Origin of the sequence: Mycolicibacter terrae, from assembly GCF_010727125.1 — a bacterium.
Taxonomy (GTDB): domain Bacteria; phylum Actinomycetota; class Actinomycetes; order Mycobacteriales; family Mycobacteriaceae; genus Mycobacterium; species Mycobacterium terrae.
Genome location: NZ_AP022564.1, coordinates 1144105 through 1170344, shown reverse-complemented (window position 1 = coordinate 1170344; position 26240 = coordinate 1144105). Strand labels below are relative to the sequence as shown.

Here is a 26240-nt window from a genome sequence, read left to right as displayed (position 1 = left end):
ACAGAATTGTGTTGGTTCTTGACCTACTCAATCGTAACCTACGTTCCCGTAGGTTACCAACCGGTAACTGTCAGACGTCCAGCTCGCAGTCGCCGGCGGCCGTCGAGACACACGTCTGAATGCGGGTCCCCGGTTCATGGTCGGCACCGCTGCGCAGGTCACGGACCTGACCACCCACCAGCTCCACCACGCAGGACTGACAGATGCCCATCCGGCAGCCGAACGGCATCTGGACCCCGACGCTCTCCCCCGCCTCGAGCAGGGTCGTCGCCGCATCGGTGACGACGCTTCTGCCGCTGGCCGCGAAGGTGACGGTCCCCCCGCCCTGCGCCGCTGCGGTACGCGCGACCGTGAATCGCTCGATGTGCAGCTGCTCGGCGATCCCGGCTGCCGCCCAGATGCGCTCGGCATCACCCAACAGCGCCGCCGGCCCGCACGCCCAGGCCTGCCGGCCGCGCCAGTCGGGAACCTCGGCGTCGAGCGCATCGGGCCCGGAGAGGTCCAGCCGGCCCGCGGAGCGGGTGGCGCGAAACAGCAGCCGGTAGCCGGGGTGCTCACGCGCCAGGGCGTCCAACTCCTCAGCGAACAGCAGATCGGCGGCGGTGGGCGCCGAGTGCAGGTGCACCACGTCGGTGATGTCGTCCCGGCGGGCCAGGGTGCGCAGCATCGACATGACCGGCGTGATCCCGGACCCGGCGGTCAGGAACAGCACCGTGGCCGGGGCCGGGTCGGGCAGCACGAATTCGCCCTGGGGAGCGGCCAGCCGCACCACGGTGCCCGGCGTGACGCCGTCCACCAGGTGGCTGGATAAAAAGCCTTCCGGCATCGCCTTGACGGTGATGGCGATGGTGCGCGCCCCGCTCACCGGGGCCGACGTCAACGAGTAGGACCGCCAGCGCCAGCGCCCATCGACCAGCAGGCCGATGCCGATGTACTGCCCGGCGGAGTAGTCGAAGTGAAATCCCCAACCGGGTTTGATGACCAGCGTCGCCGAATCGGCGGTCTCCCGCCGCACCTCCAGCACCCGCCCGCGCAGTTCGCGGGCCGACCACAGCGGGTTGGCCAGCCGCAGATAGTCGTCCGGCAGCAGCGGCGTGGTGATCCGGGTGGCGATGCGGCGCAGCGCATTCCAACCCGGATGACGGTCCGCCCCGGCGACGGTCGGCCGCCTGGTGTCCCCCACGTTGGCGGTGATCGACGAATGCTTCTTGCTCACTGATTGCCCCTGCTCGCTAACCCGAAGGTCGATAAACCTACGGTAGCGTAGCTTGTCCCGGCCGGCATCAGAGCAGGTCAAGCAGGAACGGCAGCTCCTGGGTGGCATACCAGGCCAGGTCGTGATCCTGGGCGTCGCCGACGGTCAGCTCGGCATCCTCGTCGCCGAGGTCGGCGTGGTCGATCACGGCCACCGCCGCGCGCACCGCCGGTTCGGCGGCCGCGTTGTCCACATACGCCGCGACCACGTCGCCGATCTCGACCGGCCCGTCCAGCCGCACCACGGCGGTATCCAGGTCGGGACGGGCGGTGACCGGCTCGACCTCGGCGACCAGCACCGCCCTGCGAGTGGGCAGGCTCGCCTCGGCCGACGCCACGGTGCTCGCCTGGGCAGCACCGAGCAGCCGCAGTGATGCCAATGCCGCTTCGCCGAGTGCCACCTCGGCCAGTTCGTCGTCGTCGCCGTGCGCGTAGGACTCCCGCAGGGCCGGTGTCACCGCGAACGCGGTCCCGCTGACCGGACGTAGTGAACCGTCGGCGACCAGCTGGGTGAGCATGTCCAGCGTCGCCGGGATGTAGACCCGCATGAGCCAGACCCTAACTCGCCGTGCCGCGGCTGCTCACGCCTCGCCCATCAGTGTGGCGGCGTAATCGTCGACGTAGTGGTAGTTGTCGCGATCGGGGCGCTGATAGTCCCCGGTGACGGCGGGCCGCTCCGGCAGGTCCACCGGCTGGAGCACCACCTCGGTATAGGGAATCGTCGACAGCAGGTGCGCCATCATGTTCAGTCGCGCGTTCTTCTTGATTTCCGACTCGACCACGTACCAGGGGCTTCCCGCGACGTCGGTGTGCGCCATCATCTCGTCGCGGGCCCGGGAGTAGTCGTCCCAGCGGTTCACCGCCTCGAGGTCCATCGTGGATAACTTCCACTGCCGCAGCGGATCGTTGCGCCGCTTGCGAAACCGACGCAGCTGCTCTCCCTGCGAGACCGAGAACCAGTACTTGCGCAACAGGATTCCGTCGTCGATCAACAGCTGCTCGAAGACCGGTGCCTGCGCCAGGAACCGCGCGTGCTCGTCCGGCGTGCAGAACCCCATCACCTTCTCGACGCCGGCGCGGTTGTACCAGGACCGGTCGAACAGCGTGATCTCGCCGCGAGCGGGCAATGCCGCGACGTAGCGCTGGAAGTACCACTGCCCGCGTTCGCGTTCGGTAGGCGCCGGAAGCGCCGCCACGTGCACCACCCGCGGGTTGAGGCCTTCGGTGATGCGTTTGATGGCACCGCCTTTTCCGGCCGCGTCGCGGCCTTCGAAAATCACCACGACCCGGGCGCCGGTACCGCGTACCCACTCCTGAAGCTTGACGAATTCGATCTGCAGGCGCTGCAATGCGGCGTTGTACACGTCGTCGGCGATCGGGCGCTCGGCGGGCTCGCCGGTCATGTGGCCGCCTCCAGCAGTTCTGCGAGCGCCTCGTCCAACAGCGCCGAGACCAGCCCCACGTCACTCATCGACTTGCGGTCGGCGTTGACCCCGTAGTACAGGGTGCCGTTGTAGGACGTGACCCCGATGGTGAACGCCTTGTTGGGCAGCAGCGGGGGCACGCTGTAGGTCTCGAGCAGTTTGGCGCCGCAGACGTAGAGCTGACGCTGGGCGCCGGGCGCATTGGTGATCAACAGGTTGAACACCCGCCCGGAGAACCCGGCGAAGGCGGTCGCGACCCGAACGCCCATCGCGTGCAGAGTCGGCGGCGCGAACCCCGACACGGTCAGGATGGTGCGAGCGTCCACCAATCCGGTCGAGGTGGGATGCGATTCGGTGGCGTAGGCGATCTGGGAGAGCCGGACCACCGGATTGGGTTCTCCGACCGGCAGATCCACCAGGAACGGGGTGACCGCACCGATGGGCTGACCCGCGGTGTCGTATTCATGGTCCGGGTACACCGACAGTGGGGCCATGGCCCGCACCTTCCGGGTCGATCCGACCGGCTCGCCGCGGGACAGCAGCCAATTTCGCAAGGCCCCGGTGATCACGGCGAGCACCACGTCGTTGATGGCGCAGTCGTAGCGGGCCCGTACCGTGCGGTAGTCCTCCAGTGCGCCCTGCGCCACCGTGAAGAGTCGGTTCTGCGACACCTGGGTGTTGAGCGGAGTGTTCGGCGCCGTTCCGCGTGCGATCGTCCGTGCCGTGTCGAATGCCTTGCGGCCCAGCCAGGTCAGCGGGCTGCCGACCGTCGATCCCACCGCCTGCAGCTGGGTTCGCGGCGCCGCCACCCAATCCCCGACCGCGCCGAGGACCAGTTCGGCGGCGCCGGGCTCGCGCCGCGGCACCCAGATGTCCTCGTCGAACGGCGGCGGGCGCTGCGTCCGGTCGACCAGGACGTGCCCGAGGGCCGGCGCCGCCATTCCGTTGACCAGCACCTGATGCGACTTGATGTACAGCGCGATCCGGTTGTCGGCCAGGCCCTCGATCAGATACATCTCCCACAGCGGCCGAAGCCGGTCCAGCGACTGCTGGCCGAGGTAGGCGGTCAGTTCGTGCAACTGCTGGTCGCTGCCGGGAGACGGTACCGCCAGATGGCGCACGTGATAGGTGATGTCGAACTCGTGGTCGTCCACCCACACCGGGCGGGCCAGGTTCATCGTGACTTCGCGGATCTTCTGCCGGTAACGCGGAATCTGCGGCAGCCGTTGCTCGACGGTGGCCAGCAACTTCTCGTAGGCCAGCCCGCCACGCGGGTTGCGCAGGATGTACAGCGACTGTACGTACATCGGCGTGGTGGTGTTGTCCAGGCGGTAGAAGGACGCATCCGTCGCCGACAACCGGTTCACCATGCGGCCCGCCCTCCCTGCTGACTCGATCCGAATGGGCGCTGAGGGCACCCCGAACCGGAGAAAAACACTGCCGCCCACGGTAGCCCGCCCCAGCCGCGCGGCGCACGCGGATACGGCCATGCCGCGATTGTGCGATGATCGCCGGACACCTGCCACTCTCCAGCGGGCCCGTCCGATCGGATCGACCGTGGAGAGCTGCAATGACCACCGACCACACCCCAGCCGTGCGCTCGACCGTCGCGCCGGTGATCGACTACGAACCCCCGGCCCGCGCGGCGTTGCCGCGCCGGCCGGTACAGCGGGCATCGGCGCCGCTGTCGCGGCCCCGCCGCGGTCATCCGCCGGGAATGCGGGCGGACCGGCCCGCGCGCGGCGGGCTGCCGGCGGCGCTGCAGTCGGCCGCGGTGTTCGCCGATGCCGCGCTGCGCCGGGTCCTGGAAGTCGTGGACCAGCGCCGCCCGGCCAAACACCTGCATCCGCTGCTCGCCGCCGGGCTGGCCGAATCGGTGCAATCGGCGCGCCCGGGCGCAGCGGCGCCGCGGGGCGAGCCGGCGACACTGCAGCGGGTGCGCGTCCAACCGGCAGGATCCTCCGAGCCGGCTACCGCCGTCGAGGCGTTCGGCACCTACCGGCGCGGCCGGCGCACGCACGCGCTGGCCTGCCGCATCGAGCGGGTGGGCGCGGCCGGCCACGGCACGGCGTGGCAGATCGTCGCGCTGCACATCGGCTGAGGGTCGGGCCAGCTCGCCCCGGCCCTGCTAGCCGGCGCCGTACTTGTCCACCAGCACGTCCTTGTACAACTTGCCCGCCTCCGAACGCGGCAACTGCGCCTCGAATGAGATCGTCCGCGGGCACTTGTAGTGAGCCAGGCGATCGCGCAGCCAAGCCAGCAACTCGTCGGCGAAACGGTCGGTCGTGTCGGTCGGATCAACAGGCTGGACAACGGCTTTCACCGACTGCCCCATCGACTCGTCGGGAATCCCGAAGACCGCCGCGTCAAGCACCTTCGGGTGGGAGATCAGCAGATCCTCGGCCTCTTGCGGGTAGATGTTGACTCCCCCGGAGATGATCATGTGATGGCGCCGATCGGTCAGGTAGAGATAGCCGTCGGAGTCCAGGTAGCCGACATCGCCGACGGTGGCCCAGCCCTGCGCGTTGAATGCCGCGGCGGTCTTCTCCTGGTCGTGCAGGTACTTGAACGACAGGCCGCCCTCGTAATAGATGTCGCCGGGTTGTCCGGGCGGCAGCTCGCGGCCGTCCGCACCGAGGATGTGCGGGATGCCGACCAGCGGCCTGCCCACCGAACCGGGATGTTCCAGCCAGTCCTCGGCGCGGATGAACGAGACACCGACGCCCTCGGACGAACCGTAGTATTCGTCGATGATGGGACCCCACCAGTCGATCATCTGCTGCTTGATGTCGAGCGGACACGGGGCTGCGGCGTGCACCACCCGCCGCAGGGTGGAGATGTCATAGCGATGACGTACCGCGGGCGGCAGTTTGAGCATCCGCACGAACATCGCGGGGACGAACTGCCCGTGGGTGACGCCGAACCGCTGGATCGCCTCGAGCGCACCCTCCGCGTCGAACTTCTCCAAGACCACCGTAGTTCCGCCGGCGGCCTGCACCGCGAGCGACCACATCGACGGCGCGGTGTGATAGAGCGGAGCGGGACTCAGATACACCGCGTGCTTTTCGATGCCCAACACGGCGAGCAGGGGCCTGAGCAGTCCAGGTGACTCGGCCGGCGAGATGTCCGGCAACTCGCGGCGGATTCCTTTGGGGCGCCCGGTGGTCCCCGACGAATACTGCAGCAGGTCGCCCTCACGCTCGTCGGCGACGAGCGCCGCGGGATGGCCGGCGACGCACTCCGGATAGCGCTGCCAGCCCTCCATGTCGTCGTCCGCAAGCATCAGCAGACCGGGCAACCCGCCGGGCAGGTGGGCGGCCAGCCCCTCGCACAGCGCGCGGGTGACGCGCGACCCGATCAGCGCCTTGGCGCCGCTGTTGTCGACGATGTAGGCGGCTTCGGCCGGCGTCAGGTGAGTATTGATCATGGTGTAGTACAGCCCGGTACGGCGGGCAGCCCACATGACCGCGTGGACGTGATGGTTGTTCTCCATGACGACGGCGACCGTGTCACCCCGGCAGAGGCCGGCCCGCCGAAAGTGGTGGGCAAGGCGGTTGGCTCGTGCCTCGAGTTCGGCGAAACTCACCGCAATGCCCGAGGGGTGCATGATGATCGCCGGGTTGGCGGCGTCGGTCCAATCGCGGATCTGCATGTCTGCACACCGCGCTAATCCGACGACGGCAACGCCTTGGGGGCGCGCATAACGAGATCGCGCGCACCGAACCGCAGCGGCCCGCGTCCGGCCTTCACGCAGAGCACTTCCAGCCCCGAGGGATCATCTGCGTACCGCTTGCCCAGCACGATGTCCGGTTGCTCATCAGACGCGACGCCGGACTTGATGTCGCACGCCATGACACCGCCGGCACAGGTCAGCGACTCGTCGGTGGCCGGTGCCCGAACGACGAGCACCTCGCAGGCTGACGTCGCCGTCCGCAGCCTCGCCCCCGGCATGAGTGGCATCAACATCCTCCTTCTAATAGGATACTGATCTAGTAAATAATCTTTGGGGCGATCTGCGCAACACCCGGACCGCGAAAGAGGAACATGCTGGGCATCACACTGCTGCTGCAGATGGCACTCTCGGGTGATCCGACCCGGGAAATCGTGGTCTGTGACGAGCTGCGCTGGACCACAGCCGAACTCGACGACCTTTCGGCGCGCGCGCACGCGGTGCTGGCCCGCCGACACGCCGCCTGCGTCGCCTACATCGGTCTCGGCGGCGCCATGCTGCCGCTGTTGATGCTGGCCTGCGCACGCGCGGGCCGCGCATTCACCCCGCTGAACTATCGGCTCAGTGCCTCGGCCCTGCAAGATCTGATCGCCCGGTTGCCCGAACCGCTGGTGGTCGTCGATCCCGAGTATCGCGCCGCCGTCGGGGACCGCTACCCGGTGATCGACACCGCAGAGTTGCTGGCGGCCACTGCACAGGCTCGGCCTGCCGAGGACACCGTGACCGAGGCCGATGACACCGCCGTCATGCTGTTCACCTCGGGGACCACATCGCAGCCCAAGGCCGTCGAGTTGTCGCACGCCAACCTGGTCAGCTACGTCACCGGCAGTGTGGAGTTCTTGTCGGCCGAACCCGAGGACGCGGCCCTGATCGCAGTTCCGCCCTATCACATCGCCGGAGTCAGCGCGGTTCTGTCGAATCTGTACGCGGGACGCACAATGGTGTACCTGCCGCGGTTCGCTGCCGAGCGATGGATTGCTCTGGTCGACCAGGAGCGGATCACCACCGCGACGGTGGTCCCGACCATGCTGGAGCGCATCATCTCGGCGCTGGAGGCCGATCCGAAACCGCTGCCGTCGCTGCGCAACCTGGCCTACGGCGGCGCCAAGGTCGCCTTGCCCCTGGTTCGGCGGGCACTGGACCTGTTGCCGGATGTGGGGTTCGTCAACGCCTACGGCCTGACCGAGACCAGCTCGACGATCGCAGTGCTGACACCGGGCGACCACCGCAGTGCGCACCGAGCATCGGATCCGGCTGCCGCGCGAAGGCTGGGCTCGGTGGGCCGGCCGGTGCCCGGGGTGCAGATCGAGATCCGCTCCGCGGACGGCACGGTACTCGGGCCGGGAGAGATCGGCGAGCTGTACGTGCGCGGCGAGCAGGTGTCGGGGCGCTACGCCGAGTCGGGTTCGGCGCTCGACGACGACGGCTGGTTTCCGACTCGCGACCGCGCGGCGGTCGACGACGACGGCTATCTGTTCATCCTGGGCCGCGCCGACGACACCATCATTCGGGGCGGGGAGAACATCGCTCCCGCCGAACTGGAGGACGTGCTCGTCGAACATCCCGCGGTGCGCGACGTGGCGGTGGTGGGCGCCGACGACGCCGAATGGGGCCAGATCATCGTCGCGGTGATCGTGCCGGAATCCCCCACCCGCCCGGACCCGGAGCAACTGCGGGCTTTCGTCCGTGAGCGGCTACGTGGCTCGCGCACCCCCGACCGCATCGTGTTCTGCGACCGCCTTCCCACCACCGCGACCGGCAAGGTGCTGCGCCGCGAGATCCTGGCGCACCTTCCCGCCTGGCAGCAGTAGCGCCTTCGCCGCTCCTGCGCCCCGAACGACTCCGCCGTGATGGTTCACAACGCCGGAGATTCGGAGAGCGCCTCGATGAGCGCGGTGCCGTAATACCCTCGCCGGCGCGGGCTGACCAGGAATCCGGGCGGGGAGAAGAAGCCGGTATCGGGCAGCCGCCGCCGAGCCGACAGCATCTCTCGCGCCTGCATCGTGTCGCCACAGACCGCCACCGCCCACAGCATGTCGTCGGTCACGTGCCGGCCCAGATTGCGGGGGTCACCGGTGGCGAACTCGGAACGGATGGCGGCGACCTCGTCGTGCCAGCCATGGCGCTCAACCAATGCGTCATAGGTTTTGACCGTGAGGTCGAACCCGATCTGCCGCTTGGCGTCGGCGATCGCGCGTTGCGGATCTGCGTCGTCGATCGCGGTGATCACCCAGCCCCAGCGCAACAGTGACGCCGGGTCCCGGCCGGCCTGCCGCGCGCCGATCTGCAGCTGCGGATCCACCACCTCGTCCCACCAGCGGTCGGTGAACAGGCCGTGTCCCAGTACGCCGTCGGCGACACGGCCGGCGGTGCGCAGCATATGGATATTGAATGCCCCCACCAGGATCGGCACCGCGATCCGGCCCAACACCGGTGCCCGCACCCGTGCGTCGAGGTGGTAGAAGTCGCCGTGGAAGGTCACCGTCTCGTCGTTCTCGGCGTGCAGAAACGCTTGGACACAATGGATCAGTTCCGCCATGCGCGCGGCGGGGCGGGAAGAATCCACCCCGAACCAGTCCCGATTCATCCGTGCCGTTCCCGCACCCAGGCCCAGAAACACCCGCCCTGGCGCGACCCGGTTCAGCTGCCGCAGCGACGCGGCATGCACAAACGGCGAGCGGGCGAAGGCATAGGCGATGCCGGGACCGACGTGCGCCGAGGAAGTGGTGTGCGCCATCTCCGCCGCCGTCACATAGGCGCTGGTGTCGGCGAACTCGCCCGCGCAAAACGCCACCGCGCCGGCCGCTTCCGCTGCCCGTGCCTGCTCGGCGCCCGGCCAGGGCAGACCCCACCGCATCGCCGGCTCAGAACTTCAGGCTGGCGCCCGCATCAACCTTGAGCTGAAGTCCGGTGACATAGCGTGATTCATCGGATGCCAGGTAGCAGATCGCGTGCGAGACGTCCTCGGGCTCGACGTAGGGAATCGGCATGCCTTGCATCATCGGGAAAGCCAGCATCGCATCCTCGCGCCCAGGGTGCTCGAGATCGGGCCGGAACATCTTGTACATGGGCTCGTTGTGCAGCATCGCGGTGTTGACGTTGGTCGGGTGCACCACGTTGGCGCGGATCGACAGCGGCGCCAACTGCGCCGCCAGCGCGATGGTGTAGCGGTCGATGAACTGCTTGGCGAGGTTGTATCCGGAGCCGCCCGCTCCGGTGGGGCCGGCCCCGGCGCCCGGGCCGGCCTTCTCCGCCAGCAGCCCGGCCACCGATCCGACCGTCACGATCGATGCGCCCGCGCCCAGGTGGGGCAGCCCGGCATGGACGGTGTTGACGACGCCGACGAAGTCGACGTCGAAGGCGTTGGTGAACGCCCCGATCGGCTGACCGGCACCCAGCGGGCAGATGCCGGCGTTGGCCACGATGACGTCCAGCTTGCCCAACTCGCCGACCGCCCGGGCCAGCGCGTCCGTCAGCGCGCCGCGGTCACGGACGTCCACCGCCGCCGAAACCGCCCGGCGTCCGGTCTTCTCGACCTGCAGGCGTGCTTCCTCCAGATCCTGTTCGGTGGCCAGCGGGTAGTCGTTGTGTTCGACGTCGCAGCAGATGTCGAACAGGATGATGTCGGCGCCTTCTTCGGCCAACCGCACCGCATGGCCGCGGCCCTGTCCGCGCGCGCCGCCGGTGACGAGCACTACCTTGTTTTCCACCCTGCCCATATCCGTGCCTCTCAGTCGGGAATCGATGATTCGAGTTGTCTTCTCAGCAGGTGCTTCTGCACTTTTCCGCTCGCTGTCCGGGGTAGTTCGCCGACCACCACGATTCGCTCCGGTGTCTTCTGCCGGGCCAGGCCGCACTGTGCGAAATGATCTGCGGCCTCGGCGATCCCGAACGGCTGACCATCGTTGAGGACGACGAACGCGCAGACCCGTTCGCCGTATTTCTCGTCGGGCATCCCCACCGCCGCCGCCTCGGCGACCGCCGGGTGGTCACCGAGTACATCCTCGACCTCCTTGGAGGAGATGTTCTCCCCGCCGCGGACGATGATGTCCTTCTTCCGGTCTGTGATCCGCAGATAGCCGTCGGCGTCGAGGCAACCGACGTCACCGGTGCGAAACCAGCCGTCGACCATGGCATCGCGGTTGTGAACGGCGTCGGTGTAGCCGCAGAACAGTTCCGGCCCGCGGGTCCAGATCTCGCCGTGGCCGCCGGCGTCGACGTCGCATCCGTCATCGTCGACCAGCCTGATTCGGGTGCCCGGTGTGATGCGCCCGTCGGTGTCGGCGCGCTTGTCCAGCGGATCCTCCGGTACTCCGGAACTGATGGTGGGATGTTCGGAGGACCCGTAACAGCGGAACGCTCCCACACCGAAGCGGTCGGCGCGGCGGATCAGCGCACCGGCCACGCCCGCGGCACCGGTGGTGTATTCGCGCAGACATGACAGGTCGAGCCCGTCTCGTTCAGCGACGTCCAGAAGCCCGCTCAGGTGAATGGGCGCGCCTCCGGAGGAGCCGACACCGTGCTCGGCGATGAGCCGCGCGGCCCGCTCCGGGTTCCAGGTGTCGAGGGCGATGGTGGTATTGGCCCGGCACAACGTCCGCAGGAAGCCCAGGGTGCCGGCGATGTGTCCGGACGGAAACGCCGACAGCACAGTCAGATCGGGTCCTGACGCACGCGTCTCGTCCATTGCGCGGATCTCGCCCAGCAGACTGTTGTGGCTGTGCTGCACGCCTTTGGGCTCCGCGGTGGTGCCCGAGGTATAGACCAGCAGCGCACGGCTGGCACCCCCGGGCGGTTGGATCGGGGTGAATCCCGTTGCGTCGCCGCCGGCCAACGCCTCGTAGGGGGTGGTATCCGGCAGCGGTGTCCCGACCATGACACAGTGCTGCAGGCCGGGAAGTTCCCTGACGGCTTCCACGGTTGCCACCGTGTCGCGATTGCGGAGCTCGCGGGCGATGATGAGCGCCCGGGCTTTGGACCGGGCGGCAATGAAGGCGACTTCGCGGGGCCCGTAGATCGGCACGATGGGCACCAGCACCGCGCCGCACAGCCACACCGCCGCATGGGTGGTGAAACATTCCCGCCAGTTCGGCAGCTGCGCGGCGACGACGTGACCGGGCCGGATACCCAGTGCCACCAGGGAGGCGGCTACCCGGCGACTCTCGTCGAAGAGTTCACCGAGAGTAGTCGAGTCTGGCCGGACATCGCTGTCCACCACGACGGCGGTTTCGGGGTATCGGCTTGCCGCAGCCGCGATCTCATCGGGGATGCTGCACGGCGCGCCAGCTGATGTGGTCAGCATGACAGCACCAGGCATCCGGCGATCGGCCCGCCGCCGGCGGAGACGACAGCGACCTCGGGCCGTTTCGCCAGCGCGGTCGGTCCGGCCAGTCCGCGCAACTGCTGGCAGGCCTCGTGCAGCACCCAGTAACCGTGCATTCGACCGGCCGATAGTTGACCGCCGTAGGTGTTCAGCGGCAGCGGCCCGTCCGGCGCGATGCGCCGGCCGCCCTCCACAAAGGCACCGCCTTCGCCTTCACCGCAGAAGCCGAGCGCCTCCAGCCACGCCAGCGCCAGAAAGCTGAACCCGTCATAGAGTTCGGCCACGTCGATATCTGCGGGCTTCAGTGTGGTCTGCGACCACATGTCGGCCGCCGCGTCGGTGGCGGCCATGTTCGGGTAGTCGGGCCGGCCGGTCCAGCCACCGGCGCCGGAGGCGCCACCGGCGGCCTCGATGGTCACCGCCCCGTTCGGCGCGTCGGCCCGATACCCTGCCGCCGACACCACCACCGCTATGGAGCCGTCCACCGGCACATCACAGTCGAGTAATCCGAGCGGATCGGATATCGGCCGCGCGTTCAGGTACTGCGCCATGTCGATCGGCTCGCGGTACACCGCCAGCGGATTGCGAGCCGCGTTGCGGCGGGCATTGATCGCGATCCACCCCAGCTGTTCTTTGGTGGTGCCGTAGCGGTCCATGTGCTTGCGGCAGTGCATCGCCAGCCAGTTGACGGCTGAATAGGCATGGGCGGCCAACAGATACGGGATGTCGTTGCCGGCCATCGCTTCACGCTTCGAACGCTTGGCCGTCCCCGGAGCGGATGAGGTCTCGATCGTGCCGCCCATCATCTGTACGGTGCGATAGACCAGCACGTGACGGGCCCGACCGGCGGCAACGGCGTCGCGGGCCGCCACGACCGGTGTGAGCAACCCATAGTGACCGTAGGCCGGCCCGAAGTCGTCGGCCCCGGCGATACCGAGGGCGGCAGCGGCAACCTCCGGTGGTGTATCGCCGAGAGTGATGATGCCGTCGATGTCAGCCGGCACCAAGCCGGCGTCGGCGATGGCCGCCCGCGCGGCGTTCACGGTCAATTCCCCGGCAGGGATGCCGGTGCGCCGACCGATCTGGGAGATTCCGGTACCCGAGATCACCGGGGCCTGCCTGCCGGCTGCGACCATAGCCCCTGCACCCCTATAATCCATATCGCTTAATCAGTGTACTGTTCTATTGTGACCGCTCTGACCTCGCTTGCGCAAGCCCCCCGGACGCTGCCCCACCTCGACGACGTTTCGGGGCCGTATTGGACCGGTGGGGCGGCCGCGGAACTCCGCATCGCGCAGTGCGTCTCCTGCCGGCGCTACACCCATCCGCCGCAATCAGCCTGCCCGGAATGCGGGGGCGCCATGGAGTTCGTGGCGGTGTCGGGCCACGGCGTGTTGTTCACCTATACGGTCAGCTATCAGCAGTTTCATCCGGACGTCCCAACCCCGTTCGCGATCGGGCTGGTCGAATTGGACGAACAGCCGGGCCTGCGCGTCGCCGCCAACATCGTGGACTGCGGCATCGAAGCCCTGACGTGCGGCATGCCGGTGCGGGTCAAGTTCGAACAACACGGCTCGGCGTTCGTCCCCGTGTTCGCCCCTACCCGCTCTGAGGCGGCGCACCGTATCGACTGACCGCCCGCGGGCGTGGCGGCGAGGGGCGGCCTCCGCTGCACGGGCTGGCCTCAGGGAATCTGGGCACCCGGGACGCGGTAGGCGTAGGACTTCTTCTGCCGCTCGGCCATCTTGGACAGGCACTGGTGGTGCTTGCGCGCGTGATAGGCCAGCGGGAAGTAGGTGAGTCGATCCGGAAGAATGCGGTAGGCGACGCGGATCACCTTGTAGATGCGCATGAGTTGGCGTTCCTCGGCGGCGCTCCAGCTCACGCCGAGCCGCTCGCGCAGGCGGGGGTCGAGCAGGCCCACGATGGACAGATAGTTGAACCGCAGCGCCGGCCGCAACGCCAACCGGATCAGGGGGTAGACCGCCTTGGGCACCGACGGCGACAACTCCAGCTGCCCGGTGATCAGATCGTCCATCAGCTTGAGCGCCTGCGGAGTGGCCTCCACGGTGTCGATCATGGACTCGAAGTAGTCCGCCATCTCCTGATCCGTGGCGCGGGATAGCCGCGCATCGGGACGTGCAGCAGCCGCGCCAGCCGACGGTTGTCGCGCAGCAACTCGACCTTCTCCGCGTCCGTGAATTCGCGCCCCATCAGCAACCTGCCGCCCCGGACGTTGACGAGGTAGGCGGTAGCCATGACCCATTGGTAGGCCTGCGGATCTAGTGCGCTGATGCGCTTGCCGGTCGCGGCACTGGTCATGGTCAGCGGCTTGTGCAGGTCGCGGACCCGCTTGCCTTCCGCGGCGGCCGCGGTGCCCCCGTAGGTCCACCGCAGCACCGAGTCGATGGAACGGATCGCGCGGCCCGCCGAATCCCCCTGAAAGGACGCCGAGTAGCGACCGGTGACCTCGGCGATCACCGGGTGCATCGCCTGCATGATGAACGCCGCTCCTTCGACGATCAGGAACGTCCACCGCCCGGTGTGCTCGGCGGTCAGTGAATCCATCGGTACCAGTTCAGCCGCCCCCGCGTCCCAGGAGTCCCCGGAGTCCTCAGTCGACGAAGGGATTTCGCGGTCCGACGTAACGGTCACGACTGTTCCTCCTGCTCAAACGGCAATGCCCAAAATGCTAATGTGACCGTCAGGTCGCATTCAAGTCGCGTTAGGAACCTCGTTGAACACACAAAACCCCAGGCCAAAGCGCCGCAAAATGCCCAAGCAGGACCGCTCCCGTGAGATGGTCGCAAAAATCGTGGCTACCACCGCGACGCTGTTGCGGGACAGCACCACCCCCGCCGAAGTGACGACCAACCTGATCGCCGAGCGGGCCGGCGTCAGCAAAGGGTCGATCTACCAATACTTCTCCGACAAGGACGAGATCCTCGCCGCGGCGATCGAACACCTTGCCGCAGCACAGGCGCCCGCCGTCGAGGAGATGCTGCGGGGGGTCGCCCTCGACGAGCCGGCCGCGGCGATGGCGGCCTCGATCGACATCCTGATCGACTTGACGCTGGCCAACCGCAGCCTCATTCGCTACCTTGCCGAACACCCCGACCACGTCCGCACCTTCGAGAACATCTCGGCGCTGAACGCCACGCTGGTGACCATGTCCACGCTGCACATGAATCATTACCACGAGCAGTACCGCGATGAGCTCTCCCCGAAAGCGTTGGCCTGGTTGTTCTTCAACATGGCCGTGGCGACCACACTGCGCTACGTCGAGGCCGACGATCCGATCCGCCTCGAAGAACTTCGCAGCGGACTCAAGTTCGCCTCGTCCGGGCTGCTGGCCGGGGCGCGGCCCTGAGCCGGGGTCGTACCCCGCTCACTTGATCAGCGGGTCACGCGGCAGGCCCAGGATGCGCTCGGCGATCTGGTTGCGGGTGATCTCCGAGGTTCCGCCCGCGATCGTCATGCCACGCGCCCCCAGCGCCAGCAGCCCGATCGCCTTGGCCGGCGGCGCCACCAGCGCGACGTCCGGACCGGCGAGTTCGGCCGACAGCGCAGCCCGCGCACCGACGTGTTCGGCGATCAGCAGCTTGGTCACGTTGCCCTCCGGACCGGGCTCGGCCCCGGCCACACTGCGGGCCGCGCGCCGCAGGTTGAGCAGCCGCAGCGCATGCTCGCCGGCCAGGAATTCCCCGGCCCGTTCCGGAGCACCGGCGACCCGGTCGTCGTAGCGCTGCACCAGGTCGACTATGGCGTTCACAGCGCCCTGAGCCCCCGCCACACCACCGCCGATACTGACCCGTTCGTTGCCGAGCGTGGCGCGTGCCACCCGCCATCCGTCGTTGGGTGCACCGACGACGTCGCGATCCGGAACGAGCACATCGGAGAAGAACACCTCGTTGAACTCCGAGCCACCGGTGATCTGACGTAGCGGGCGCACCTCGACACCCGGGGCGGACATGTCGATGATCACGGTGGTGATGCCCGCGTGCTTGGCCGCGTCGGGATCGGTGCGCACCGTCGCCAAACCGTACTGGCAGTGCTGGGCACCGCTGGTCCACACCTTCTGACCGGTGATCCGCCAGCCCCCGTCGACCCGGGTGGCCTTGGTGCCCACCGCGGCGGCGTCCGACCCGGCACCGGGTTCGGAGAACAGCTGGCACCACACCTGTTCGCCGCGCAGCGCCGGCTCCACCAGGCGTTCTATCTGCTCAGGCGTGCCGTGCTGGATCAGGGTCAGCACCACCCAACCGGTGATGCTGAAGTCGGGTCGCTTGATCCCGGCGGTTCGCATCTCCTCATCGATCACCAGTTGCTCGACCGCATCGGCGGCGCGCCCCCACGGCTTGGGCCAGTGCGGCATCAGATACCCGGTCCGAATCATCTTCTCGCGCAACTGCTGCGGATCCAGCTCGGTCCAACTCGCCAGCTCGGCGCGGATGTCGGCGCGCAGCTGCTCGGCATCGGGGGGCAGGTCGATCGAGTTCGGCCGCACCACGCCCTTGGCGGTCAGCGTATAGACGTCGGCCGCCGGCTGACGCCCGCCGAGAAGACCGCGCGTGGTTATCGCCCGGCGCAGGTGCAGGTGGGCGTCGTGCTCCCAGGTGAACCCGATGCCACCGTGAACCTGAATGTTCAGTTCCGCGTTGCGCACGTATGCCGGCAGCGCCAGCGTCGCCGCACAGGCCGCCATCAGCGCGAACTCCTCATCGCCGGCGTCGGCGGCACGGGCGGCGTCCCAGACGGTGGCCGTCGCGGATTCGGCGGCGACCAGCATGTTGGCCAGGTGGTGTTTGACCGCCTGGAAGGTCCCGATGGTGCGGCCGAACTGTTCGCGGACCTTGGCGTAATCGACGGCCGCCTCGACGCAGTCCTGCGCTCCCCCAACGGCTTCGGCGGCCACCAGGGTGCGGGCCAGCGCCAGCGCGGATCCCGCCGCGCCGGGCAGGATGTGGGCGGGCTCGACGTCGGCCAGCGTGACCCGGCCGGACCGGCGGGTGGGGTCCAGATTGTCCGGAACGTCGACGCTCACCCCGGTACCGCCGGCATCGATGATCACCACGTCCTCGCCGACCACCAGTACCAACAGGTCGGCCAGGCCGGCGCCCAGCACCACGCCGGCGTCACCGGATAACCGGGGTCCGGTGACGGTCACGTCGGGCTGCAGGCCGATTCCCGCGGTCCGGGTCCCATCGACCAGGCCGGGCAGCAGCTGCGCGCGCTGATCCTCGGTGCCGGCCGCCGAGATCACAGCGCTGGCGATCACCGTCGGGATGAACGGCCCGGGAGCCACCGCACGGCCGAACTCCTCTGCCACCACGACCAACTCGGGTAGCCCGCAGCCGGCTCCACCGTATTCTTCCGGGATGTGCAGGCCCAGCCAACCCAGCCCCGCAAGCTCGGCCCAGAACGACGGTCGCCGCTCATCTTCGGCGTCCAGCAGCGCTCTCGCCGCCGGGCGCGCACCACGCGCTTGCAGGAAGGAACGGGCGACACCGGCTAGTTCGCGGTGATCTTCGGTGATGGCGATACCCAACGGTCCTGCTCTCCTCGTTCGATGGAATGGGTCAGGGGTGGCCAGGTCCGTTGGCGCAGGGCCCCGGAGGCCGCCCGGGTCAGGTAGTCGTCACGTTTGATGCCGCGCCAGAGCTGGGCGACATAGTCGCGCTCACTGACCTCGCCGCGGACGGCCAACTCGGCCAGTGCCGCCCGCCCCTGCGAGACCGATTCGGGTGCGGCACCCAAGAAACCGGCCAGCTCGGCGATCTCCTGCGCGTCGATCACCGCGCCGATCCGATCCACCTCGGCCAGATACTTCACCAACCGGGCCGCGCCTTTGATGTAGCGCGTAGCCAGGCCATCGGTGGATCTGGCCACCGCACCGGACAGGGCCGATGCTGTCGCTTCATAGACCGGGGACCGCTCGGAACCATGCTCGTCGTCGGGAAATTCGACCTCCACATCCGGGATGCCGACCACGTGAGCCAATGCCTCGACGAGCAGGCGGCGGTGCAGCATACCGTAGATCAGGCTGTTACCGGCGTCCGGCGAGCCGGCCGGCGCGGAGGCGCGGATGTCCACGCTGCCGGGGTTCATCGAGGCCAATCGGGTTTCGGCGAACAGCCGGTAGTACCAGACCCGGTCGGCGTCGATGGAATGCCCGGACAGCTGTTCGTATTCGGCGAGGCGGTCCGGGAAGTCGGTGAAGGTGTCCTGGACCGTCCGCAGTGACAGCCACGCGATGTCGTCCATCGGGTCACCGAAATGCGCCAGTTCCCAGTCGACGATCGCGGTGACCCGGCCCTGCGCATACATGAAGTTGCCCGGGCCGGTGTCACCCTGAACCAGAACGGTGGGGCCGTCGTAGTCGGGGACGTGGCTCTCCAGCCAGTCGATGCAGAACCGTAACAGCGGAGCCGGGCCGCGATGCCGGTCCAGTCGCCGACGCATCGCGGTGATCTCGTCGCGCACGTGCGCGTCGACCGAACGAGCAGGACCGAGTCCGGAGATATCCAGCGTGCGTGCATCGACGCGGTGCAGCTGGGCCAGCTTGGTGATGAAATCACTAGCGACGCTGACTTGTTCGTTCTCATCCCGGATCAACCGGAACCACGTCTCCCCGCCGACGCGCTCCATCAGTACCGCCTGTCGATCCGGGTGCGAAGCGATCACCCGGGGAACCGTGATGCCGTTGCGGTGCAGTTCGGTCAGAATTTCTGCTTCGACCTGCAGTGGGTGAAACGCACTGTGCGGGTCCGGCTGGCGCGGGTCGTAACGCAGGAACAGCTCCTGAGGACCCGAGGCGTGCTGGGCGTCGACGAACCAGGCCTGTCGGCTTGCGCCACCGGACACTTGCGTGACGTCGATTCGATCCGCGCCGGTCGTCTCGGTGATCCAGCCGAGCAGGTCTTCGGGGATCTGCGGGCTCGCTTTGCTCATAGTCGTGAACCCGCCTTGGCCGCCGCGGCCGCCAACCAGGCCTTGACCGCGTCGCGGTGCTCCTCGGTCATCCCGCTGCGCACCATGCGTTCGCTTTCCCGCGGCAACGCCTCCTCGAGCGACAGCTGTTGGGCGTCGAGAACATTCGCCTTCGTGCCCGCGAACGCCATCGACGGACCCGCGGCTATCTCGGTGGCCCAACGAAGCGCCGCCGCACGCAATTCGGCGTCGTCGACCACCCGGTTGAACAACCCGGTCCGCAGTGCGGTTTCGGCGTCGATCGGTTCGTCGGCGATCAGGAGTTCCAGCGCCTTGGCCGGCCCGACCAAGCGGGTCAGAAACCAGGCCCCACCGAAATCGCCGGAGAACGCCAACTTCGCCCAACCGGGGATCAGCCGGGCCGAGCGGGCGCCGATACGTAGGTCGGTGGACAGCGCGATGCTCATCCCGGCGCCGACCGCGGCGCCGGGCAGCGCCGCGATCGTCACCTTGGGCATGGCGTGCAGCAGTGTCACCATCCGGGCATTACCGGCCAACATTGCACTGCGCGCTGCGATCTGCTCATCCCGGTCGCCGGGTGGCACGGCTTTGGCGGAGCCGCCGTCGCGCACGTCACCGCCGGCGCAGAACGCGTTGCCGGCACCGGTGAGCAGTACGCAGCCGACCTCGTCGTCGGCGGCGAACCGGTCCAGCAGCGCAGGCACCGCCTCATACATCTCCGGGTGCAAGGCGTTGCGACGCTGCGGCCGGTGCAGCGTGACGATCCCGACGCGGTCGGTGATCTCGGCCAGCACGGTGTCGGTACCGGTGTCGATCCTCAAGGTGTCGGCAGAGGTCACCGGCTTGAGCCTCGCGATAACTCGTTGTGCCGCATCATCATCGCCACCGCTTTGCGACGCAGTTCGTCATCGGGTTGCGGCAGCGCCACCGGTCCGAGTTCCCGGCTGGGCAGCGCCACCGTCGCGGTGGCCGGAGCGGTGACCTCGCCGCGTTGACTGGTGGCCCGGAACTCGATGTCGACGACACCGTTGCCGTTCTCGACTCTCTTGCCGACGACCTCACCGGTGATGACCTGGGTGTCGCCGATGAAGTTGAACTTGCGCATCTCGTCGTGCTGGCGTACCAGCCAGCCGTCATCGCCCATCCAGTCGGTGAGGTAATGGGTCAGCCAGCATTCCCGCATCACCCCGTAGTCGTAGGCCATCGGATTGCCGATGGACTGCGACCACTCGTTCTCCCAGTGCAGCCGCTGCGCGACGTCGGGGATCCCGGCGGCGTTGTTGATGTAGAACTTCGGCGCCCGCTGCCGGTTCTTGTACCCGACCCGGCCGGGTCCGATGCCGTAGGGCGCCAGCCCGTAGCCGCCGGAGTGGAAGCAGATCATGTCGGTCAGCGTGAACGGGCCCTTGACCATCTTCGGCAACGCGTCGCCCACGGCGACGTCCTCGTAGTAGCGCGGTTCAGCGCCGCGCGGGCCCTCGGCGGCGTAGATCTCGTCGATCTCGGCGATCTGCTCCTCGGTGTAGGTCGCCGGCTTGAGATCCATGTACTTGCCGCGCTCGCGCGATTTCTTGCGTTCGGTGGCGATCAGGATCATCCGGGTCACCGCCACGACCTCGGCCCGCTGGTTCACCCGTACCGACCGGATGATCCGGATGATCGACCGCCCCGCGTACTCGCTGGCCTTCTCCTCGATGGATTCCAGCCCGCCGAAACCGAAGAGCTGGTCGCCGGGGTAGACCGGCGCGTACCACTCGGTGTCCTGACCGGAGACAAACATATGGACCCCGGAGAACAGGCCCTTGGTGGCCTTGCGGAGGTCCTCGGGGATCGGGTCACCGAGCATCTTGCGTGCCATCGCGATGTGGATCATCGGCGGGGCGATCGGGCCGCCCCAGCGGGTGCTCGCCGCGTACTTCGGGTCGGCGTACAACGGGTTGTCGTCTCCGTAGGCGCGGGCGAAGTTGCGGATCCCGTCGGCGCTGAGTTCACGGTAGTACTCGTCGATACTGGTCGGGGCATCGACGCCGAGCAGCAACTTGGCGCGCTCGATGTCCTCGTCTTTGATGGCGTGGTCGAAGTCCTGCGCCTGTGCGGTCTGGGTCACGTCAGTACATCCTTACCGGCAGTTTGACTGGTCCTCGAAGTGACACTGTGGATTTGAAGCGCACCCGGTCGCGCGGCACGGTCAGCTCCCAGTTCGGGAGGCGCTGCAGCAGTGTCGTGAGCGCGATACGTCCCTCCAGCCGGGCCAGGTGGGTGCCCAGGCAGTAGTGCATGCCGTAAGCGAACGACACATGCTTGTTCGGCTTGCGGTGCAGATCGAGTGCGTCCGGATTCTCGAACACCGCGTCGTCGCGGTTGGCGGCGGTGAGCATGCCGACGACCTGCGCTCCGCGCGGAATCGGGACTCCGCAGATCTCGGTGTCCTGCAAGGCGATCCGGGGGGCGCCGCAGGCGACCGGGGTGGTGTAGCGCAGCAGCTCCTCGAGTGCGGTGGTCTCCAGCAGTTCCGGCTGCGCACGCAGCAGGGCCAGCTGCTCGGGGTTCTCGATCAGGGTCAGCACGCTGCTGCTGATCAGGCTGGCGGTGGTGTCGTGGCCGGCCAACAACAGCAGGAACACCATCGCGACGGTCTCTTTGTGGCTCAGGCGCTCACCCTCCACCTCGGCGCGGATCAACTCCGAGACCAGACCGTCGTCGGGGTTACGCCGGCGGTCCTCGATGAGGTCCTCGAACAGCTGCGCCAGCTGCCGCGCGGTCTGCAGCCCGCGCAGCCTGCTGTCGCGGCGGCCGGAGTTCCCACCCAGCGTCTCCACCAGCTGGTGAAACCTGTCCCGGTCCGCGTCGGCCACCCCGAGCAGGGTGGCGATGACCGACAGCGGGAGCCGCACCGCGAACTGGTGAACCAGGTCCACCTCACGGTTGGCTTCGATCTCGTCGGCGAGTTGGCCGGCGATCTTGGCGATGTCGGGTGCCAGGCCGGCGACGCGCTTGGGCGTGAACGCCTTGTGCACCACCAGCGTCCGCAGCCTCTTGTGATCCGGGTCGTCTTTGAACACCATCGTCTGCATCAGCATCCGGATGGTCGGGGGCAATACCCAGGCGAACTTTCCGAACAGCGTGTGTTTGAGCAAGTCGGTCGAGTACAGGTCGTCACCGCCGTGCAGCGCGAGCACATCCTCGTAGCGGGTCAGCATGTAGCCACCCGACCCGCGCAGGTGCTCCCGGGACTTGGCCCACGACACCGGTTCCGACGCACGCAGCCGCGCCAGGCGCGGATACGGATTGTCGAGCATCTCCCGGGAATCGAGATCGGTAACCGACAACGTGCCGGGATTCTTGGGCATTCTCATCTTCATTGCTACCCCAATCGCGTTTTCGCCGAGCCCGCCGGCACGGCTTGCCCACGCGGGTCGACGGTCGTGTACTCGACGATCCGGGTCCGGCTTAACCCCTCGACGAGCCGGGCCTCCCGACGGTCACGTACCGACGTTGTCATTGCTGTCATTGGGGCGCGCCGCAAGTCTCTGCGTACTCGACGTCTGCCGGCTGCGGTCACCACGACGACGCGCCTGTCAAGGCTTCCCATCCCGCGTCCCCTCTTTCGTGTGTCCATTCCCGATTTATTAGTACACTGATTTCTATGATTTTGGCTACCCCCTCGGACGATCAGTCCTCCGACTCCCCCGATCTGATCCCGTTGCACGACATCGAGTTCACCGTGAACGACGAGCATGTGGCAACGATCACGCTCAATCGGCCGGACGCCCTGAACGCGGTCTCCGGCCGGATGGCCGCCGAGCTGTCCTGGGCCTGGCGTCGGGTTCGTGACTCCGACGACATCCATGCCGCGGTGCTGCGGGCCGCCGGCGAACGCGCATTCTGCACCGGTGTGGACGTCAAGGGCGATTCGGGTTGGTTCCTCAAATCCAACGTCTGGAACACCTTCGACCCCGGCGTGCTGATCGCGCCGAAGATCGGCCATCGATGCTGGAAGCCGGTGATCACCGCGGTACACGGACTGGCCGCCGGGGGCGCGCAGTACCTGTTGAACGAATCCGACATCATCATTTGCTCGGATGACGCGGCATTTTTCGACCCGCACGCCAACGCCTCGATCGTCTCCGCGCTGGAGCCGATCGGCATGCTGCACCGCGGCGTCCCCCTCGGCGAGGTTCTGCGGTGGGCACTGATGGGAACGGAGGAGCGCATCACGGCCGAGACCGCGCTGCGGATCGGCCTGGTGTCCGAAGTGGTAAGCCGCGAGCAACTCTGGACCCGCGCACACGACATCGCGACGGCGATAGCGGCGCGCAACCCGACAGCGATACAGGGAACCATCCGCGCGATATGGGAGTCTCTAGATATGACCCGGTCCACCGCGCTGCAGAACGGCATGGCCTACACCCACATCGGCAACCCGCCGCTGGCCGAACGGCGCGCCGCGCCGCGCCGCAACGGTCCGCCCGTGTCCCGGTGACGCCGTTGAATCCGGAGCTGATAGCGCCGCCGATCGATTCTCGCCGGGCCAAACTCGCCAGCCGGGCGGCTGAACAGATTCTCGCCGACGTGATGCAGCTGGGCTGGCCGGTGGGCCATGTGCTGGGTTCGGAGTCCGAGCTGCTGGAACGCTACGGCGTCAGCCGCGCGGTACTGCGGGAAGCCATTCGGCTGGTCGAGCACCAACACATCGCGCGGATGCGCCGGGGCACCGGGGGCGGGCTCGTCATCGACGAGCCTGACGTCGACGCGGTGATCGGTCCGACGATCATTTATCTACTGCGTACCGACGCGACCCTCGACGAGATCTTCGACACCAGGATCGTGCTCGAGGAATTGGTGGCCGAGCTCGTCGCCGACCGCGCCACCGAGACCGACATCGCCGCAATCCGCGAGACGCTGGACTACGAGGCCCACGGCAACGTCGCCGACTACCGATTGCTGCACACCCAGCTTGCCGCCTCGACGGGCAATCCGGTGCTGAAGCTGTTCGTCGAGACGTTCAGCCGGGTGATCAACTTTCATTTCAACGACACCGCCGCGTTGCCAGCCGATTTCGAGCAGGAGGTGTGCCGGGCCCACGACCAGCTCGCTCGGGCCATCCTGACCCACGACGCCGGGCTGGCACGTGAACGGATGCGGCGCCACCTGAGCGCAGAAGCCGATTTCGTGCGTAGCCAGCCCAGCACGGTCCAACGGCTCGATCCGTCAGATGCCTTGGCCGGCAGCGACAGCGACAAACGCGGCGAGGCCCTGGCCCGCCAGATCGTCGCCGATATTCTCGGCAATCCACCGGGCACCTTTATCGGATCCGAGGCGACGTTGATGGACAAATACCAGGCCAGCCGGGCGGTGCTGCGCGAGGCGATCCGGATCCTGGAATACCAGCAGATCGCACTGACCCGCCGGGGTCCCGGCGGCGGTCTGTTTGTCACGGCTCCCGATATCGTCGCCCTTACCGACATCATCGCGATCTACCTACGGCGCCACGGCGTCAATACGCGCCACCTCGAAGAAGTTCGAACCTGGCTGGAACTGGCAGTCGTCGAACGAGTGGCGGCCAACCTGAAAGCCGACGGCGCCGAGGCTATTCGCCATGCGCTGGACACCGAGTCCGGCCAGGGTTTCGCGCTGGCCTTCAACAAGCGGGAGGATTTCCACTCCGTGCTCGGGGGGCTCACCGGCAACCGCGCCCTGGAGTTGGTCCACCGCGTCACGATGCGACTCGGTTGGCAGTTCTTCGCAGAGTTCGCGACCAGCGACCCCCGCTCGGGCGAGTTCGCGCGGGCCGACGTGATCGAACCCGCCCACCGCGGTATCGCTGAGGCCCTCATCGCCGGCGATACCGAAGTCGCGATCATGCGCATGCGCGCCCACATGACCGCTACTTCGCCCACCCGGTAGCACGCGCCGCCTTCGGCGGACTTTCACTATCGCCTAAATGAGTATACTGTTCTAGGCGATGGATGGGCAGGAGGCGCGAATGCGGGGACCATGGGACCAGCGTCTGGGCGTGTGGTGGATCGCCGAGGACCACCCCGACGCCCCGGCCGTCATCGCCTCTCCGAGTGGGCGCAGCCTGACCTTCGCCGAACTCACCGGGGCGGCCCATCGCCTGGCCCATGCGCTGCGCGCCCACGGCCTCGTCGCCGGCGATGTGGTGGCCTACGCGCTGCCCAACGACGTCGACGCCGTGATCTGGCAGTTGGCCACGACCGAGATCGGCCTGCGCTACCTCACGCTCAATCCCGCCCTGTCGGCCGACGAGTTCGCCGTGATCCTGCAACATTCCGGCGCCACCGCGGTGGTGACCCACGTCGACTATCTCGACAGGTTCACCGACACCACGACCCACGCGGCGCTGCGGGTCGTGGTGGCCGGGGCGGGATCGCCGCTCCCGACCGGCTTCATAGCCGAGTCCGAGCTGGTTTGCGGGCAACCCCACACGCCGCCCGGGGACCGCATTCAGGGCGACTCGATCCGATACTCCTCGGGCACGACCGGAAAGCCGAAGGGCATCGTGCACCCACTGGACGGGCGCGACCCGTCGGAGGCGGCGAACGCGATGGCGGTGTTCGGCCGCGCCTTCAGCTTCCTGCCCTTCGACGGGGCTCATCTGGTCTCCACCGGGATGCACCACGGCGGTTGCCAGAGCTTCTACCTCGGCGCGCTCAATGTCGGCCAGCCACTGGTGATCCTGGGCCGCTTTGACGCCGAGCAGACCCTGGCCGCCATCGACGAGCATTCGGTGACCACCGCGTACATGGTCCCCACCCAATTCGTGCGGATGCTCAAGCTTCCCGCCGACGTTCGCGCTCGCTACGACGTGTCCAGCTTGAGATCGGTGGTCCACTCGGCCGCACCGTGCCCACTTCAGGTGAAGAAGGACATGCTGGCCTGGTGGGGTCCGGTGATATGGGAGACGTACGGGGGAACCGAGGGTGCGGCCACCATCGCAAAACCGCATCGCTGGCTCGAGAAACCCGGGACCGTGGGCCGAGCGATCCGCGGAATGCACGTCAAGATTCTCGACGACGAGGGAAAGACGCTGCCGCCCAACGCTATCGGCAACGTCTTTATCGAGCGCGCCGACGGAAAGCGGTTTGAGTACCGCAATGACGCCGAACTCACGGCATCAGTGCACCGCGGCGCAGCATTTACCATCGGGGATGTCGGCTATCTCGACGATGACGGATATCTGTTCATCTGTGACCGCGCCAAGGACATGATCATCAGCGGCGGTGTCAACATCTATCCCGCCGAGGTCGAAGGGGTGCTGTCCGGCCATCCGGCGATCGCTGACGTCGCGGTGATCGGCATCCCGGACCCGGAGTGGGGTGAGCAGGTCAAAGCCGTCGTCGAACTGATCGGCGACTTTGAGCCTTCCGACGAGTTGGCAGCGGAGATCATCGCCTACTGCAGAGACAGGCTGGCCGGTTTCAAATGCCCGCGGTCAGTGGACTTCACCCCCGCCCTGCCCCGTACCGAGGCCGGCAAGCTCATCAAGCGCGATGTCCGGCAGTCCTACTGGGCCGACGCGGGCCGCCAGGTCTGA

General features: G+C 67.7%; 22 protein-coding genes and 1 pseudogene. 7 read left to right on the top strand and 16 right to left on the bottom strand.

What is annotated here, in order from left to right; all coding sequences use genetic code 11:
• Positions 1–70: 70 nt before the first annotated feature.
• The 4 genes from G6N23_RS05670 to G6N23_RS05655 form a co-directional block, all read right to left on the bottom strand.
• Positions 71–1216: a ferredoxin reductase gene (locus G6N23_RS05670; protein ID WP_085259037.1), complete on the bottom strand. Its 1146-nt coding sequence runs from the start codon at positions 1214–1216 to the stop codon at positions 71–73.
• 67 nt (positions 1217–1283) lie between these two features.
• Positions 1284–1802, bottom strand: coding sequence for a DUF6912 family protein (locus tag G6N23_RS05665; protein ID WP_085259038.1), 519 nt, complete (start codon positions 1800–1802; stop codon positions 1284–1286).
• A gap of 33 nt (positions 1803–1835) precedes the next feature.
• Positions 1836–2657: a polyphosphate kinase 2 gene (gene ppk2 / locus G6N23_RS05660; protein ID WP_085259039.1), complete on the bottom strand. Its 822-nt coding sequence runs from the start codon at positions 2655–2657 to the stop codon at positions 1836–1838.
• Complete coding sequence (locus tag G6N23_RS05655) at positions 2654–4048, bottom strand: WS/DGAT/MGAT family O-acyltransferase (protein WP_085259040.1); 1395 nt, start codon at positions 4046–4048, stop codon at positions 2654–2656. The genes ppk2 and G6N23_RS05655 overlap by 4 nt, the downstream gene beginning before the upstream one ends.
• A 200-nt stretch (positions 4049–4248) precedes the next feature.
• On the opposite strand from G6N23_RS05655, the gene G6N23_RS05650 reads away from it, so the two are divergent.
• Positions 4249–4779, top strand: a complete 531-nt coding sequence (locus tag G6N23_RS05650; RefSeq protein WP_085259041.1) for an Rv3235 family protein — start codon at positions 4249–4251, stop codon at positions 4777–4779.
• A 27-nt stretch (positions 4780–4806) separates the two neighbouring features.
• Here the strand turns inward: G6N23_RS05650 and fadD4 are convergent, their stop codons facing one another.
• Positions 4807–6330 (bottom strand): fatty-acid--CoA ligase FadD4, encoded by a 1524-nt coding sequence (gene fadD4 / locus G6N23_RS05645; protein WP_085259042.1) that lies wholly within the window; start codon positions 6328–6330, stop codon positions 4807–4809.
• A 14-nt stretch (positions 6331–6344) separates the two neighbouring features.
• Entirely contained in the window at positions 6345–6638 is a 294-nt protein-coding gene (locus tag G6N23_RS05640; protein ID WP_095174232.1) for a hypothetical protein, read from the bottom strand.
• Positions 6639–6725: 87 nt separating this feature from the next.
• Here G6N23_RS05640 and G6N23_RS05635 point away from each other — a divergent pair, with 87 nt between their 5' ends.
• Positions 6726–8219: a class I adenylate-forming enzyme family protein gene (locus G6N23_RS05635; RefSeq protein WP_085259127.1), complete on the top strand. Its 1494-nt coding sequence runs from the start codon at positions 6726–6728 to the stop codon at positions 8217–8219.
• Positions 8220–8263: 44 nt separating this feature from the next.
• Here the strand turns inward: G6N23_RS05635 and G6N23_RS05630 are convergent, their stop codons facing one another.
• The 4 genes from G6N23_RS05630 to G6N23_RS05615 are packed head-to-tail and all read right to left on the bottom strand — an operon-like array spanning position 8264 to position 12867.
• On the bottom strand, positions 8264–9265 hold the full coding sequence (locus G6N23_RS05630; RefSeq protein ID WP_085259044.1) for an LLM class flavin-dependent oxidoreductase: 1002 nt from the start codon (positions 9263–9265) through the stop codon (positions 8264–8266).
• Positions 9266–9272: 7 nt separating this feature from the next.
• A complete protein-coding gene (locus tag G6N23_RS05625) occupies positions 9273–10127 on the bottom strand; it encodes a mycofactocin-coupled SDR family oxidoreductase (protein ID WP_085259045.1) in 855 nt (284 codons plus the stop codon).
• Between the two features lie 11 nt (positions 10128–10138).
• Complete coding sequence (locus G6N23_RS05620; RefSeq protein ID WP_085259046.1) at positions 10139–11710, bottom strand: class I adenylate-forming enzyme family protein; 1572 nt, start codon at positions 11708–11710, stop codon at positions 10139–10141.
• Positions 11704–12867 (bottom strand): thiolase family protein, encoded by a 1164-nt coding sequence (locus tag G6N23_RS05615; RefSeq protein ID WP_085259047.1) that lies wholly within the window; start codon positions 12865–12867, stop codon positions 11704–11706. The genes G6N23_RS05620 and G6N23_RS05615 overlap by 7 nt, the downstream gene beginning before the upstream one ends.
• A 51-nt stretch (positions 12868–12918) precedes the next feature.
• Between G6N23_RS05615 and G6N23_RS05610 the strand changes: the two genes are divergently transcribed.
• Positions 12919–13365, top strand: coding sequence for a Zn-ribbon domain-containing OB-fold protein (locus G6N23_RS05610; protein WP_085259048.1), 447 nt, complete (start codon positions 12919–12921; stop codon positions 13363–13365).
• Positions 13366–13415: 50 nt separating this feature from the next.
• Here the strand turns inward: G6N23_RS05610 and G6N23_RS05605 are convergent.
• Positions 13416–14386, bottom strand: a pseudogene (locus tag G6N23_RS05605) (oxygenase MpaB family protein).
• A 145-nt stretch (positions 14387–14531) separates the two neighbouring features.
• Here G6N23_RS05605 and G6N23_RS05600 point away from each other — a divergent pair.
• A complete protein-coding gene (locus G6N23_RS05600; RefSeq protein WP_085259128.1) occupies positions 14532–15101 on the top strand; it encodes a TetR/AcrR family transcriptional regulator in 570 nt (189 codons plus the stop codon).
• 18 nt (positions 15102–15119) lie between these two features.
• Here G6N23_RS05600 and G6N23_RS05595 read toward each other — a convergent pair whose 3' ends face one another.
• From G6N23_RS05595 to G6N23_RS05575, 5 genes are read right to left on the bottom strand one after another with little or no spacing between them, the layout of a single operon-like run.
• Positions 15120–17279, bottom strand: a complete 2160-nt coding sequence (locus tag G6N23_RS05595) for an acyl-CoA dehydrogenase family protein (protein ID WP_085259049.1) — start codon at positions 17277–17279, stop codon at positions 15120–15122.
• Positions 17243–18682: a phosphotransferase family protein gene (locus G6N23_RS05590; protein ID WP_085259050.1), complete on the bottom strand. Its 1440-nt coding sequence runs from the start codon at positions 18680–18682 to the stop codon at positions 17243–17245. Before G6N23_RS05590 ends, G6N23_RS05595 begins: the two co-directional genes overlap by 37 nt.
• Entirely contained in the window at positions 18679–19521 is an 843-nt protein-coding gene (locus G6N23_RS05585) for an enoyl-CoA hydratase/isomerase family protein (protein WP_234808459.1), read from the bottom strand. Before G6N23_RS05585 ends, G6N23_RS05590 begins: the two co-directional genes overlap by 4 nt.
• Entirely contained in the window at positions 19518–20789 is a 1272-nt protein-coding gene (locus G6N23_RS05580) for an FAS1-like dehydratase domain-containing protein (RefSeq protein ID WP_085259051.1), read from the bottom strand. Before G6N23_RS05580 ends, G6N23_RS05585 begins: the two co-directional genes overlap by 4 nt.
• 1 nt (position 20790) lies before the next feature.
• The gene (locus G6N23_RS05575; RefSeq protein WP_085259052.1) at positions 20791–22032 is read right to left on the bottom strand and encodes a cytochrome P450 family protein; all 1242 of its coding nucleotides are present in this window, start codon (positions 22030–22032) and stop codon (positions 20791–20793) included.
• A 296-nt stretch (positions 22033–22328) separates the two neighbouring features.
• On the opposite strand from G6N23_RS05575, the gene G6N23_RS05570 reads away from it, so the two are divergent.
• The 3 genes from G6N23_RS05570 (at position 22329) to G6N23_RS05560 (ending at position 26240) form a co-directional block, all read left to right on the top strand.
• Positions 22329–23165 carry an enoyl-CoA hydratase/isomerase family protein gene (locus G6N23_RS05570; protein WP_095173954.1) on the top strand — a complete coding sequence of 279 codons (837 nt, stop codon included), beginning with the start codon at positions 22329–22331 and terminating at the stop codon, positions 23163–23165.
• Positions 23162–24589 (top strand): FadR/GntR family transcriptional regulator, encoded by a 1428-nt coding sequence (locus G6N23_RS05565; RefSeq protein ID WP_234808460.1) that lies wholly within the window; start codon positions 23162–23164, stop codon positions 24587–24589. Before G6N23_RS05570 ends, G6N23_RS05565 begins: the two co-directional genes overlap by 4 nt.
• A gap of 79 nt (positions 24590–24668) precedes the next feature.
• Positions 24669–26240 (top strand): AMP-binding protein, encoded by a 1572-nt coding sequence (locus tag G6N23_RS05560; protein ID WP_085259132.1) that lies wholly within the window; start codon positions 24669–24671, stop codon positions 26238–26240.